Annotated in this window: 13 protein-coding genes; 8 read left to right on the forward strand and 5 right to left on the reverse strand. The window is 38.4% G+C overall.

What is annotated here, in order from left to right; genetic code table 11:
• Positions 1-2: 2 nt before the first annotated feature.
• Genes CNQ82_RS04785 through CNQ82_RS04800 form a run of 4 tightly spaced genes read left to right on the forward strand, consistent with a single transcriptional unit; the run spans position 3 to position 4,965 of the window.
• The gene (locus CNQ82_RS04785) at positions 3-812 is read left to right on the forward strand and encodes an NAD kinase (protein WP_123144316.1); all 810 of its coding nucleotides are present in this window, start codon (positions 3-5) and stop codon (positions 810-812) included.
• The gene (locus CNQ82_RS04790; protein WP_123144317.1) at positions 812-1,702 is read left to right on the forward strand and encodes an RluA family pseudouridine synthase; all 891 of its coding nucleotides are present in this window, start codon (positions 812-814) and stop codon (positions 1,700-1,702) included. Before CNQ82_RS04785 ends, CNQ82_RS04790 begins: the two co-directional genes overlap by 1 nt.
• 37 nt (positions 1,703-1,739) lie before the next feature.
• On the forward strand, positions 1,740-3,098 hold the full coding sequence (gene mgtE / locus CNQ82_RS04795; protein ID WP_123145647.1) for a magnesium transporter: 1,359 nt from the start codon (positions 1,740-1,742) through the stop codon (positions 3,096-3,098).
• 10 nt (positions 3,099-3,108) lie between these two features.
• Positions 3,109-4,965 carry a monovalent cation:proton antiporter family protein gene (locus CNQ82_RS04800; protein WP_123144318.1) on the forward strand — a complete coding sequence of 619 codons (1,857 nt, stop codon included), beginning with the start codon at positions 3,109-3,111 and terminating at the stop codon, positions 4,963-4,965.
• A 55-nt stretch (positions 4,966-5,020) separates the two neighbouring features.
• Here CNQ82_RS04800 and CNQ82_RS13120 read toward each other — a convergent pair whose 3' ends face one another.
• Positions 5,021-5,167 carry a hypothetical protein gene (locus tag CNQ82_RS13120; RefSeq protein ID WP_164711945.1) on the reverse strand — a complete coding sequence of 49 codons (147 nt, stop codon included), beginning with the start codon at positions 5,165-5,167 and terminating at the stop codon, positions 5,021-5,023.
• A gap of 41 nt (positions 5,168-5,208) precedes the next feature.
• On the opposite strand from CNQ82_RS13120, the gene fabI reads away from it, so the two are divergent.
• Together fabI and CNQ82_RS04810 are read left to right on the forward strand one after the other, a co-directional pair.
• Positions 5,209-5,979, forward strand: coding sequence for an enoyl-ACP reductase FabI (gene fabI / locus CNQ82_RS04805; RefSeq protein WP_123144319.1), 771 nt, complete (start codon positions 5,209-5,211; stop codon positions 5,977-5,979).
• Between the two features lie 281 nt (positions 5,980-6,260).
• Complete coding sequence (locus CNQ82_RS04810) at positions 6,261-7,499, forward strand: MFS transporter (protein WP_123144320.1); 1,239 nt, start codon at positions 6,261-6,263, stop codon at positions 7,497-7,499.
• A gap of 102 nt (positions 7,500-7,601) precedes the next feature.
• On the opposite strand, the gene cozEa is transcribed toward CNQ82_RS04810, so the two are convergent.
• Positions 7,602-8,687, reverse strand: a complete 1,086-nt coding sequence (cozEa, locus tag CNQ82_RS04815; RefSeq protein WP_123144321.1) for a lipoteichoic acid biosynthesis protein CozEa — start codon at positions 8,685-8,687, stop codon at positions 7,602-7,604.
• A 149-nt stretch (positions 8,688-8,836) separates the two neighbouring features.
• A complete protein-coding gene (locus CNQ82_RS04820; protein ID WP_123144322.1) occupies positions 8,837-10,483 on the reverse strand; it encodes an alanine/glycine:cation symporter family protein in 1,647 nt (548 codons plus the stop codon).
• A 302-nt stretch (positions 10,484-10,785) separates the two neighbouring features.
• On the opposite strand from CNQ82_RS04820, the gene CNQ82_RS04825 reads away from it, so the two are divergent.
• Both CNQ82_RS04825 and CNQ82_RS04830 read left to right on the forward strand, forming a co-directional pair.
• Complete coding sequence (locus CNQ82_RS04825; protein WP_123144323.1) at positions 10,786-11,520, forward strand: esterase family protein; 735 nt, start codon at positions 10,786-10,788, stop codon at positions 11,518-11,520.
• Positions 11,521-11,616: 96 nt separating this feature from the next.
• A complete protein-coding gene (locus CNQ82_RS04830; RefSeq protein ID WP_123144324.1) occupies positions 11,617-12,126 on the forward strand; it encodes a YjcG family protein in 510 nt (169 codons plus the stop codon).
• A gap of 431 nt (positions 12,127-12,557) precedes the next feature.
• Here the strand turns inward: CNQ82_RS04830 and ltaA are convergent, their stop codons facing one another.
• Both ltaA and CNQ82_RS04840 read right to left on the reverse strand, forming a co-directional pair.
• Positions 12,558-13,763, reverse strand: coding sequence for a lipoteichoic acid biosynthesis MFS flippase LtaA (gene ltaA, locus CNQ82_RS04835; protein ID WP_206125374.1), 1,206 nt, complete (start codon positions 13,761-13,763; stop codon positions 12,558-12,560).
• A complete protein-coding gene (locus tag CNQ82_RS04840; protein WP_123144326.1) occupies positions 13,741-14,916 on the reverse strand; it encodes a diglucosyl diacylglycerol synthase in 1,176 nt (391 codons plus the stop codon). The genes ltaA and CNQ82_RS04840 overlap by 23 nt, the downstream gene beginning before the upstream one ends.
• Positions 14,917-15,103 lie beyond the last annotated feature (187 nt).

Here is a 15,103-nt window from a genome sequence, read left to right on the forward strand (position 1 = left end):
GCATGCGATATAATATTGTGTCAAAGGGAGATCATAAATCCAACAGCATTAAGGAAAATATGGAAACACAAATGCAGAATACAGAGATGATAAAGGACACGGAAACACCTGAAATCGTAATTTCTGTCGGCGGAGATGGTACTTTACTAGAAGCGTTTCATAAATACAGTTACCGATTAGCAGAAACTGCATTTGTAGGGGTACATACTGGACATTTAGGCTTCTATGCTGATTGGCTGCCGCACGAATCTGATAAATTAATCGAAGAAATTATAGATGGGGAGTACGACGTGATTAAATATCCATTGATTGATATCACGGTAAACTATAATGATGAAAAGAATCCTTCGCAACATATTGCTTTAAATGAGGCAACGATGAAAACTGAGGATAACACCACATTAGTTGCAGATGTGAGTTTAAGAGGGAAGCATTTTGAACGTTTCAGAGGAGATGGTTTATGTATATCGACGCCTTCAGGTTCAACCGCTTATAATAAAGCACTCGGGGGCGCTTTAATTCATCCATCATTACGTGCGATTCAGTTAACGGAGATTGCTTCTATTAATAACCGCGTCTTCCGTACAGTAGGGTCGCCTTTAGTATTGCCGGCGCATCACTATTGTTTGATTACACCGGTAGATCAAAGAACGATTATGACGTCAATCGATCATGTTACAACTAAGCATCATAACGTGAAAAGTATTGAGTATAAAGTTGCGAAAGAAGAAATTCGTTTTGCGCGCTTCAGACCTTTCCCATTCTGGAAACGTGTACATGATTCGTTCATTTCTGATGGACGCGATGACTAATGCAATTTCAATATACTATTGCATCACCCATAGTTTTGAAAACTTTTTTACAAGAAAATCAATATTCCAAGAAGATGATAAGTGCCATTAAACGTGATGGCGCTTTACTTGTGAATGAGAAGCCTGTCACTGTTAGAAAGGCCATGGAAGCAGGAGATACTTTGGTAGTGAAGTTACCGGACGAACTTCCAAGTGTAAATTTGGAACCGTTCGAACAACCTTTAGATATTTTGTTTGAAGATACGTATTTCATTGCTGTATCAAAAGGCAAACAGCAAAATTGCGCACCCTCTCGAGAGCATCCGCACGGCAGCTTAATAGAGCAGGTGATGGGATACTTAGCTTCTAAGCAATCTGGCGAAGCCTCACCAGCAAATCCGCATATTGTGACGCGTTTAGATCGTAATACAAGCGGTATTGTCTTATTTGCTAAACATGGTCATTTTCATCATATGATGTCTCATGTTGCAATGAACAAGATTTACCACTGTATTGCTGAAGGCAGGATAGAAGAAGCGGGCAATATTGTCGCACCTATCTTAAGGGCGTCAGACAGTATTATTAAACGTCAAGTCGGAGCTGCAGGAAAATACGCAGAAACGAGCTTTCAACCTATTCAAATCGCCAATGACTTTACTTTATGCAAGGTACAGCTGCATACAGGGCGCACCCATCAGATACGCGTCCATTTTCAATATATCGGCCATCCGCTTCTAGGCGACGACTTATACGATGGCCCGCATTCTGATATCACCGGCCAGGCTTTAGCCTGCTGTAATCTAAGTTTTACGCATCCCATCACTCATGAATGTATCGAGTTGAAAGATGATGCGAAAAGGACAGAATTAGATAATCTTTTCCAACATTTAATACAACCAACTGAGATGTGAGGAGGGCACCAATTTGGCAAAAGATGACAATAAATTCATGGACGAGAAAGAAATATATAACAAGTCATTATTAGACAATCTCTTATTAAATAATGACATTGATCAATTCCGAGAAGAATTCTTATCCATGCATACGTATGAACAAAGTGAATATTTTGAAGACAGCGATAAAGAAATTCATCAAAAAATGTATCACTTACTTTCACCAAAAGAAGTGGCAGACTTTTTTGATCAGTTAGAAATTGATGATGATGAATATGAAGAGATATTTGATCAAATGAAAGTCAGTTATGCAGCGCATATCTTAGAAGATATGTCTTACGATAACGCTGTAGATATCATGAATCATCTCTCTAAACGCAAGATTGCAACATTACTTGCGATTATGGACAAAGAAGATGCAAAAGAAATTAAAGCATTGATGCATTATGAAGAAGATACAGCCGGCGGTATCATGACTACGGAGTATATCTCCTTGAAGACGACTACACCAGTCAAAGAAGGGTTATTGCTTGTAAAAGAGCAAGCGCCTGATGCTGAGACGATCTATGTCATCTTTGCAGTCAATGATGATAAACAACTCGTTGGCGTACTTTCACTCAGGGATTTAATTGTTGCAGAAAATGATGATTATATAGAAGATATTATGAGTGAACGTGTGGTCAGCGTAAATGTTGCAGATGACCAAGAAGACGTTGCGCAAACGATGCGTGACTATGATTTCATTGCCTTGCCAGTAGTCGATTATCAAGACCATTTACTGGGTATTATCACAATTGACGATATCTTAGATGTTATGGACGAAGAAGCGTTAGAAGACTACTCGGGTTTAGCCGGGGTTTCGGATATCGATTCCACAGATGACTCTATCGTAAAAACGGCCACTAAACGGCTTCCATGGTTGCTCATCTTGACGTTTTTAGGTATGATTACTGCAACTATCTTGGGCTCGTTCGAAGATACGTTAGAAAAAGTAGCATTATTGGCAGCCTTTATTCCGATTATCAGCGGTATGTCCGGGAACTCAGGAACACAATCACTTGCCGTTTCTGTGCGTAATATCTCAACAGGAGAAATTGAGAATCAGAGTAAGTTTAAAATTACGTTGCGTGAAGCGGGAGCCGGTTTCCTCTCAGGTTTAGTATGTGCCATTGTACTGTTTACGATTATTATGGTGCTCTACCAGACACCACTTCTCGGTCTCATTGTCGGCGGCAGTTTGACAATAGCCATGACAGTCGGTACGATTATGGGCTCAATTATTCCTCTGATAATGAATAAATTGAAAATCGACCCAGCTGTTGCCAGCGGTCCATTTATTACTACTATCAATGACATTGTCAGTATGTTAATTTACTTTGGTTTAGCAACATCATTTATGTCATATCTCACATAAGGAGGGACACATGGAGTTTGTATCACTCGTAATTGTTGTCATGGCGGCTTTCTTAACCCCGATCATCGTCAACAGACTCAATATTAATTTCTTGCCGGTGGTCGTTGCCGAAATCCTCATGGGACTCGTTATCGGACAATCAGGCTTTCATTTAGTTGAAAGAGACAATGTATTAAATATTTTGTCGACATTAGGATTTATTTTCTTAATGTTCCTCAGCGGTTTAGAAATAGATTTCAATGCTTTCAAGAGCCAACCGACTCAAAATAACAAGAAATCTAAGAATAAGAAGAAACAACCGAGCCATTTACAATTAGCTTTACTCGTTTTCGGTTTAATTATGGTAATATCAATTATCTTGGCTTATTTATTCAAATGGTTCGGCTTAATCGATGATGTATTATTAATGGTGATCATCATTTCTACGATTTCTTTAGGTGTCGTTGTACCGACATTAAAAGAAATGAACATCATGCGTACGACAATCGGCCAATTCATCTTATTAACTGCGGTTCTAGCAGACTTATTCACGATGATACTATTAACCGTTTATGGCGCCTTAAATGGTAAAGGCGGCGCAACATTATGGTTGATCAGTATTTTGGTTATATTTACCGTTATTTTCTATTTCTTGGGCGGTATGTTCAAGAAAGCGCAATTCTTACGCAAATTAAATGACGGGACGACGCAAATTGGAGTACGTGCGTGCTTTGCTTTGATTATTTTATTAGTAGCCTTAGCAGAAGGAGTAGGCGCTGAAAATATTTTAGGTGCATTCTTAGCAGGGGTGATTGTTTCCTTGCTTGGACCTGACGAAGATATGGTAGAGAAACTCGATTCATTCGGTTATGGTTTCTTCATTCCTATCTTCTTTATCATGGTAGGTGTGGATTTAAACATTCCTTCCTTGATAAAAGAACCGTCTATTCTTATCATTATTCCAATATTGATTGTCGCGTTCTTGATTTCAAAAATAATACCTGTATTTGCGATTCGACCTTGGTTCGACCAAAAGACTACAATTTCTTCAGCATTTCTTTTAACATCGACACTGTCCTTGGTAATCGCAGCAGCAAAAATTGCAGAACAATTAAAAACAATCACACCAGAAATTTCAGGTATTTTAATTTTAAGTGCTGTCATTACATGTGTCTTTGTACCGATTGTCTTCAAGAAAAACTTCCCGATGCCGGAAGAAGCGACAAGACGTATTAATGTCAGCTTGATTGGTAAGAACCAATTAACAATCCCGATTGCTCAAAACTTGATGTCAGACTTATATGCCATCACGTTATACTATCGTAAGGATTTGAGCGATCAACGTCACCTTTCAAACGATATTACAACCGTTGAAATCGCTGACTATGACGAAGCAATGTTGGATAAACTGGGACTGTTCGACAGCGACATTGTAGTTTGCTCAACTAATGATGATGAAATTAACTATAATGTAGCGACGATGGCAAAAGAACATGGAGTTAGCCGTGTGATTTGCCGCTTTGAAGAAGGCGGAGAAACAGAAGCCGAGTTGCGTAAAGAAGGCATCGAAATCTTCAGCAGCTTCTTGAGTAACAAAATATTACTTACCGGCCTGATCGAAACACCGAATATGCTGAACCTATTGAGCAATGTGGAAACTTCATTATACGAAATCCAAATGCTCAACTACAAATTCGACCATATCCAATTGCGTAACTTCCCATTCGACGGCGACATCATTTTCGTACGTATTGTGCGAGATAACGAATCCATCGTGCCGCACGGGGATACAACCTTACGTTATGGCGACCGCTTAATCGTCACAGGCTCTAAAGAATACGTAGACGAATTGAAACGCGATTTAGAATACTATTCCTTAGGTTCTTAATTGGAAAAAGAAAGATTTAGTGAGAGGAGCAGGGCAGAAATAATTTTAAACATTATTATTTCTGCTCCGCTTCTTTTTTGCCGTCATAGGCACTTAAGTATGGAAGTTGTGCAGCGTGTATCAGAAATGATAAAATACCTTTATTGTCAACATACAGAAGGGTTGTAAGCAGTGCAAGCAACTTAAAAATGTTATAATACATGTAATCATGAATTAATAATAATCAAATGAAGGAGCGTTTCCATGTTTAGTTTAGAAGGTAAAACTTATGTCATTATGGGAGTAGCAAACAAACGCAGTATTGGTTTCGGTGTTGCTAAAGTGTTAGATCAATTAGGAGCGAAACTGGTATTTACATACCGTAAAGAACGCAGTAAAAAACAATTAGAAAAATTATACGATCAATTAAACCAAGACCAACAACATATGTATCAAATCGATGTTCAAAGCGATGACGATGTGATTAACGGCTTTAAACAAATCGGCGAAGATTTAGGGAATATTGATGGCGTTTACCACTCAATCGCCTTTTCAAATGTTGAAGACTTACGCAACCGCTTTTCAGAAACATCACGCGACGGTTTCTTATTAGCGCAAGACATCAGTTCTTATTCTCTAACTATTGTAGCTCGTGAAGCGAAGAAAATTATGCCAGAAGGCGGCAGTATCGTAGCTACAACTTACATCGGCGGCGAACTTGCTATGCCGAACTACAACGTAATGGGTGTGGCAAAAGCAAGCTTAGAAGCTAATGTCCGCTACCTTGCATATGACTTAGGCCAAGAAAACATCCGTGTCAACTCTATTTCTGCGGGTCCAATTCGTACAGTCAGCGCCAAAGGTGTAGGCGACTTGAACATTATTTTAAAAGAAGTCGAAGAACGTGCGCCATTAAGACGTAACGTCGACCAAGAAGAAGTCGGTAAAACAGCGGCTTACTTATTAAGTGATTTATCAAGCGGCGTAACAGGCGAAAACATCCACGTTGATGCCGGCTTCCATGCAATCAAATAATAGTAATTGATATCTACACGGAGTTGAGACATGAGTTTGTCTCAATTCCGTTTTTTATTTGAGGAGAGATTTTTAGTTTGGGCCCTTTGAGGCGAAAGTGTCGAGGCACGCCACAATAGCCTAGACTCTTCAACTACCGCCTCGTTCCCAGAGACCCCACCCACGTCGCTCGCCACTCCGCAAATTTTTCTTTTCACCACACCTATTCAACACCTCAGGAAAAGTGTATGATATGTAACAGAGAAAATTTAATAATACATATTATAAAGTAGGTGACCTTAATGACAGGTAAAATTAATCAACAAGACAAATCCTATTCAAACAAAATCTTGACATCCTCCATGCTTGGATTCGGATTAGAGAATATGGACGTAATGTTCCTTGCATTTGCACTCTCCAGTATTATCAACGAATTCCATATCACTTCAGCAGAAGCCGGACTCATTTCGTCCATCACCAACTTCGGTATGCTTTTCGGCGGAGTAATTTTCGGCGTGCTAGCAGATAAATATGGCCGTATTCGGATATTTACTTATACGATCTTCCTATTTGCAATCGCCACAGCTTTGCTTTCAGTTGCACATAACATTTACATCGTCTACATTTTACGTTTCATCGCTGGAATGGGCGGCGGCGGTGAATTCGGCATCGGCATGGCATTAGTCGCAGAAGTCTTCGCCATGAAGAAACTAGGACGAGTCTCCTCCATCGTCGCAATCGGTGGCCAGGTCGGCGCCTTAACCGCAGCCTTGTTAGCTGCAGCTATTTTACCCTTATGGGGATGGCGCGCACTCTTCTTAATCGGCGTAATACCCGTTATCCTAGCGTTCTACATCCGTCGCAATCTTGATGAAACAGATGCTTGGAAACAAACGAAAGCACAACATACATTAGAAAAGAAAGAGAGCAGTCCCATCGTTCTTCTGTTCAATACTAAACATCAAGCACACACAACTATCGCTCTAACCATCATGTCCAGCGTGCAAGTTGCCGGCTACTTCGGATTAATGAATTGGCTGCCCTCCATTTTACAGAAACAACACGGACTGAGCGTTTCCAACTCATCATTATGGACCATCAGCACCATCATCGGTATGAGCCTTGGTATGCTCTGCTTCGGCCAAATCCTCGATAAATTCGGGGCCAAAGTATCCTACAGCATATTCTTGATTGCCTCAGCAGCCTCAGTATTCCTGTACGTCTTTGCACAAAGTGCGACAGCCTTATTAATCGGCGGTGCATTCGTAGGCTTCTTCGTAAACGGAATGTTTGCCGGCTACGGCGCAGTCATTAGCAGCTTCTACCCAACACACATCAGAAGCACCGCGAACAATGTCATCTTTAACGTCGGACGCGCAGTAGGGGGCTTATCTCCAATCGCAATCGGCTTCTTGATGGATCATTCAGGCATGGCAGGCACTATGATCTTCCTCGCATGCTTGTATATGATTTCCCTTGCAATGCTGCTTTCTTTGAAAAAAATTCCTTTACGTGGCAAACGTCACTTAGAAAAGGCATAATATAAAGCGCTAGACCCGCCCTGACGAAGGCGGCATGCAGCGCATAACAAAAAGCGTTCCTACTGTTTTGAGAGAGTAGGAACGCTTTTTAAGTACGCTTATCTAATCTTCTACATCACTTTGCGCTTTCATCATAATAGACTGACGGTATTTAAAGACATTACGTACCACTGTTTTAATAACTGCATATAAAGGGACAGCAATTAAAATCAGAACGAAACCGCCTAAATTTCCTGCAGCCAAAATAACAACGATAATTGTAAGTGGGTGAATACTTAATGATTTACCCATAACGTTAGGTGTGATGACATTACCTTCTAATTGTTGTGCTACCAAGGTAACCACACAAACCCAGATAAAGGCTGTAGGGCTTTGAATGATACCGATTATAGCAGCAGGCGCAAAGGACATCCATGGTCCTAAGAATGGAATCATATTAGCGACACCCGCAAAGAGTACAAGTAATAATGTATAATCTAATCCGATAATAGAATAACCGATATATAGAATAATACCTAAAATAATGCTGACAGTTACTTGTCCTTGGATATATGATTGCAAAGTATGGTTTAAATCTTTCAATAAGTTTACTACAAATACTTTACGGTCTCCATTGAATAATTTAGCAATGGACGGAATAAATTTCTCATGGTCTTTCAACATATAGATTAAGAAGAAAGGAACCATAATCAACAAGAATAAAGTTGAAATGATTTGAGACACAATCGAAATAGAGTTAGTTAGAACATTCGTGACATTGTCACCAAATGATTTAACCACTTTATTCACACGGTCTGTAACATCACTAGGGAGTTTATCCATTTGATCTAAGGCATATTTAATCATTCCTTGTGCTTCTTGTTGTAAGTGCGGTGCTTGTTTAATTAAGTTGTTGATTTGATTCATAATCAATGGCGCTACTACTGTAACAGCAGCTGTAATAATACCAATCAAGACAACAAATATTATCGTAATGCTTCCCCAACGAGGGACGCGATGTTTTTCTAAGAATTTTTGCAGCGGTAAAAATACATAAAATAAGAAACCGCTCAAAATAAATGGCAACAATACTGATTTAACAATGATGATAATCGGATTGAAAATAACATGCACTTCCATTATCAACTTAATCAGTACGAACAGAATGATCAGCATTATGCCTGTCCTGAACCATACTTTATTAAGCATTTATGAGTTCCTCCTAAAGAAATAGACTTACGTTTAATTATATCCTATTTAATAACATTCAAAAAGTAATATTTCAAAAAAACAAACCAGCCCAAAAGATTAAAAACTTCTCTTTGAGCTGGTCATAATTTTATAACATTCAATCTAAATTAAACTTCTTTTAAATTTTTATTTAAAGGAACGCTTGGTTCTGCACCTTGGTCATCATCTTCATCATTATCACGTTCTTCTTTGAAATGCGCTTTTTTCAATCGTTTAGGATAATCTTCAAGCCAGAAAGTCGCATTCGGTAGTTTCTTCGGATCTGGATGATAAATTGCATAATTCCCAGACCCCAAACGTTTCATCTGACTTTCATAATCACGTAATGCGTCTACAGCAGGGCGATGCAAAATCCAAATCGCTATAATATTCAACCACGCCATCATACCTACGCCTAAATCACCCATACTCCAGGCTACATCAGCTGTTTTAATTGAACCGTATACCGTAGCTCCAATTAAGACAATACGTGCGACGTTTATCCAGATAGTTGTAGTAAAGCGTGAACTGTTTCTCGTCATATAAGCAATATTGGTTTCCGCAATATAGTAATACGCCAGAATTGTGGTAAAGGCAAAGAAGAATAACGCAATCGCAATAAAGTATGAACCGAAACCAGAGAAAGCTGGATCGAAGTGGTAACTTCCGCCTTGTAAGGCTTTATCGATACCCGCTTGTGCATACATTGCAGTTCCAGAGTAATCTTTTGTGCCATCTGCAGATTGTACGAATATTCCGTTATCTTTGATCAGTTTCGGCAACCCGCCAGGCCCGACATCACCATTCGTTGTGTTGTAAGTTCCAGATATTAAGATAATTAATGCAGTCGCTGTACATACAAATAATGTATCCACATATACTGAGAATGCTTGTACAAGTCCTTGTTTAGCCGGATGTGATACTTCTGCTGCAGCTGCTGCGTGCGGACCAGTACCCTGACCGGCTTCGTTGGAGTAAAGTCCCCGTTTTACCCCGATTTCAATCATAGCTCCAAAAATTCCCCCAAATGCTGCTTGCATTCCGAATGCTGATTTAAAAATAAGAGCGAATAAAGCAGGTACCGCTTGAATGTTTAAGATGATAATAAAAACTGCCATTAAGATATAAATAATGGCCATGAACGGTACAACCGCAGTCGCTACATTCGCAATCCACTTTACACCGCCGAATATAATTAAACCTAAAATAACTGCTAAGATAGTAGCGATAATCCAACTTGGCACTTTAAAGGCATTGTGCATAGAACTGGAAATTGCGTTGGATTGGACTCCGGGTAAAAGGAGACCTACGGAAATAACTGTTACTACTGCAAAGATGAGACCATATATTTTACCGATGCGTCCTTTAATACCGTATTGAATATAGTAAGCAGGGCCGCCTCGGTATTCACCTTTTTCTTCTCGTTTGAAAATCTGTCCCAAAGTAGATTCGATGAAAGCACTGCTTGCTCCTAAGAATGCAGTCACCCACATCCAAAATACAGCACCAGGACCACCGATAAAGATGGCTGTAGACACACCGACAATATTACCAGTTCCGACACGGCCGGCTAATGATAAGGCAATGGCCTGGAAACTGGATATCCCAGTCGGTGACTTTTCACCATGGAACATCAGTCGAATCATTTCTTTAAAATGCCTGACTTGGAAAAATTTCATCATCAATGAGAACAAAATACCAGTGATTAACAAACCATAAACAAGCGGTTTACTCCACACCACTTCATTAAACCAAGCTACAATACTTTCTAGCATAATGATTTCCCCCTTATAAAATCTTACAGAAAGCGTTTACATCCGTCCCTAAAAATAAACGGTCACCTGTTCGATTTATTTGTAAGTGTTTCGACATGCAAGAGTAACAATTATTTTTCATAATTATACTGTGTAAATAAGTTCCGTGCAACAATTTTAATAAAATTAATAAATAAATTAGAAAACTAAAACGTAGCAACTTAATCGGAATGGGGCTTAGAAACCAATATCTATCTAGCTTAACAACATATTGAAGAGAAAATTGTTATAATGAAGAATATATTGAATTGAGGAGAGATAGGATGACTGAATTTCAAACCGGCACAATCAATACCACAACGTTTCATAGTGATATTTTAGAACGTGATATTACCTTTTCAATTTATTTACCTGAAGATTATACGCCCTTATTTAAATATAAAGTGATCTTTTGTTTCGATGGATTAGATTTTTTCAGATATGGACGTATTCATCGTGTTTATGAAAAGCTAAGAAAAGATGACAAAATTGAACGTGCCATTATTATTGGTTTTCATTATAAAACGGTCGATTTGCGCAGAGAAGAATTTTCTCCGAATGGCAGCAAGGCGCCTTTAACAGTAAAAGCAATGGGGAAAGAAATTTTGCCGTATATCGATCAGAATTTCCCAACTTACAAGGTAGCTAATGGCCGTATTTTATTGGGAGATAGTTTAGCAGGTTCTATTGCCTTGATGACTGCGCTTTCCTATCCACGTCTATTCAGTCAAGTAGGAATGTTCAGTCCAATGTTTAATGAAGTAGTTGAGGTATTGACAGATCGCTGTCAATTTATCGATCAATTAAATATTTGGCAGGCAGTGGGCGAGGAAGAAATTGATTTTGAGTTGCCGACTACTGGTGAACGTGCAGACTTTTTAACACCGAATCGCGAACTGAACGACTTATTAGACCGCAAACAAATCACGCATCATTATGAGGAATTTGAGGGTACGCATCGTTGGAAGTATTGGAAAAACTTAATGGAACCTCTCTTAGTTTATTTTTTAGCAGAATAAATTATTCAGTTAATTCTGTAAAATTATTGTTTTTGGTAACGATTTCATTAAATGTTTGCTATAATGGCATTATAGTTAAATTAAGGAGGAATTCAAATGATCTTAGGGTTAGCATTAATTCCATCAAAAACGTTCCGTGAAAAAGTCGATGCATATCGTAAACGTTATGATGAACGTTATGCGCAAATTCCACCTCATATCACAATCAAAGATTCGTTTGAGGTAGAAGATGGGGATTTCGATAAAGTAAAAGAAGAAATTAAAGAGCGTGTGCAAGGTGTTAAACCGTTGCATATTCACGCAACTAAAGCGTCAAATTTTGCTCCGATCAACAATGTGATTTATTTCAAAGTTGAAAAAACACCAGAATTAGAAGAGTTGGACAATCGCTTTAATAATGGCGATTTTTACGGCAAACCAGAACACTCATTTGTTCCGCATTTTACAATTGCCCAAGGTTTAACTAGTCAAGAATTCGAAGATATTTTCGGACAAGTTGCACTTGCAGGTATCGATTATAAAGAAACAATCGATGCATTGACATTATTGCAATATGATGAAGATGCTGAAAAGTGGAAAGAAGTTGACACATTCAGCTTTGAATAATGAAAGCAATCAATTTACTTTTTAAAGTGAAATTAAAAAGATTTAAAGTACGAGGCTAGGACATGGTGCAGAAATAAAGGGTTTATAGTTGAGATGAGAATCGCAGTGAATGATTTCAAATCCAATGTCCCAACCTCATACTTTTATACATAAGAAACAGAGCCAAGCCATTAATTTGTCTTGGCTCTTATCTTTTGCGTGTGATGAGTTGAATTTTTATATTTATATGATGGAATAATAGTTATTTGCTTAATAAGTAGAGTGGTATTGAAGGAGGAGAAGGGGAGAGTGTCGAGGCTCACGATCGTTGTCTATACAGTTAAGGCCAAAGCCGCTACAGCCTAGACACTTTTAGCTATCTCTCATTAAATTTTCCACCCAATAAAGAAACGGACTGGAACAAATGATGTTCCAGTCCGCTCCCCACTCCCTTACGAAGTAGTTGACTGCCGTCTTAATTTAATGAAATAAATACCGTAGAATATGGCTAAGAAGATGAATACACCAGCTGAGAAATAGAAGGTATTATTAACCGCACCTGTGAATTGGTACAACATACCACCGATCAACGGACCTATCATTGCTCCGAAACCTTGAATACTATTGAACACGCCCCAGGTTTCTTCTTGCTCATCTTTATGGATAAAGCTGGCCATGAAAGTATTCCAAGCTGGCAGCAAGAATCCATACATTAAGCCGATAAAGAGGGCAATTACCCAAACGATAAATATATTAGTGATTTTTGAAAGTCCGAATATACCGATTGTATAAAGAACAAATCCTACAAATATAGTTGAATACATAAAGACTTTACCATGGTTATCTATAATTTTAGATAAGAAGAGCATGGAAATGGCACAACCGATACCGCCGATAACGAGTGCTGCAGTATATTCAACGGTTGATACTTTTACAATTTTTGTTGCGTAAATCGGTAAGATAGGCACCAGCGCACTGATTGAAGCCCCTTGTAAAATAATACCAGGGAAGAGCACGCCATTCTTTTTAGCAACTCCGGCAATTTGTTTTAATTGCTGGCCGACTTTGCGTGTATTGTAATTGGTAAGGCGAATTTTTACGAAGTAATACAGAATCCAAGCAATCAATACCATTAGCGACATCAAGAAAGTAAAGGATGTCGGATGAATTTTCATAATTAAATTCATGCCGATCATTCCGAGTAATAATCCGAATAACCAAGCAAAGTATACATGACCCATTTGTTTACCACGTGTTTCATCACGTACACTGGATAACATGATGACCCAAATCGGACTGGAAGCGATGCCTAATAATATGGCGCTGATAAAGATAATGAATGGATTAAACGGAAACCAGATAACTAAGAATAGGCTTCCGAACGCTAATAAAAACCCTAGAGTTAAAACAGGTTTAGCTCCAAAGCGTTTTAATAAGAACCCAATCACAAAATTGGTTGCTGCATCTGAGATATAGTGAACAGAAACTGCCGCCGAGGTAAGGCCTACCGCAACTGAAGACACAGTTGGAAGAATCGGCAAGTAACTTAGGACATACATCCCTCGGGCAAATTCTATTAAGAATAAGATGACGAGCATAATAATGAAATTTCTTTGGTAGTTCGCATTTTTGTAACTACTTGAGGAAGAGCTTTGCATACATAGGAACCTTTCCATAAATTTCTTCGAATTGTGAAGAACGGTCTAATAGATGTAGGAGATCTCGGCATAATTTATAAGTAGGGTATTTTACCTTTAGATCTGCCATTCTTTCTGTCATTTCAACCAATGCTTCTTCATTTTGAGTCAAGTCAGTAATTAGTTGAATAGCTTCTTCAGTTGTGTCCGCAACTTCTCCGATACCTTTAGATTGGAAATAACATGCATTTTCTAATTCTTGTCCCGGTGCCGGATCTAAGAAAATCAAAGGGATTCTTCTAGCTAAAGCTTCTGAAATCGTAATACCACCTGGTTTTGTCACCATCAAATGAGAAGAGGCCATCCACTCGTTCATATGATGTGTATAACCTAAAATCAATACATTCGTATGTTCTTTAAATTGTTGGCGCAATGAGCGTTTCAGTTCTTTATTGCGTCCGCAAATCATCACAACCTGAGTGTCAGGAGTGCGTTCAATAATATCAGAAATCATCGCTTCAAATCCTTTTGAGACTCCGAAAGCACCTGCAGACATTAAAATAGTAGGACGTGCAGGATCAAGGTGATGCTTGTGCATCCAAGCCTGCGTATCAATTTCTTCATCAAATTGTTCAGAAATAGGAATTCCTGTGACTTTGATAATATCTTCTGGAATACCGATATCCATAAATTCCTGTTTCAAATCAGGTGTTGCTACATAATAACGAGAAGAGTGTGGTGTAACCCAGTTTTTATGTAATCTATAGTCTGTCATTACAGTAGCAATTGGGATATTCATATTGAATTGTTCTGTCAACACTGACATTACCGGAGTAGGGAACGTCAACAATATCAAATCTGGTTTTTCCTTTATGAGCAAATTAATAAGCTTATTTAAACCGTAGTATTTGTAAAAACATTTATCTACATCATCTGGGCGGCTATAATAAAACTGTTTGTAAGAATTTCTAAAATATTTAAAACTATTGATGTAATACTTTTTGCAAATAGAAGTTAAAATAGGATGTGCTTCCATAAATAAATCATGCTCAATCACAGAAAGATGCTTCAGATTCATTTCATTCAATTGGTTCACAACGCTATTGGTTACTTGCAAATGGCCGTTACCGAATGACCCTGTAATAATCAATATCTTCTTATTTTGAGTAACCATATGAGTAGCCACCCTCCAGTTAGTTGAATTTATAGTTTTTTCCTATATGTCGTGAAGAAGAAAATGTATCGTCCCTCCACCGCTTGATTTGAGTTTAACGCAAAATTACTTAACATTAAACCGCATACGTATTAACATCATTGAATTATAACATTTATTAATATGAGATAAAAATATTTTCACATTG

The sequence above is a fragment of the Staphylococcus debuckii genome (genome assembly GCF_003718735.1).
GTDB classification, from domain to species: domain Bacteria; phylum Bacillota; class Bacilli; order Staphylococcales; family Staphylococcaceae; genus Staphylococcus; species Staphylococcus debuckii.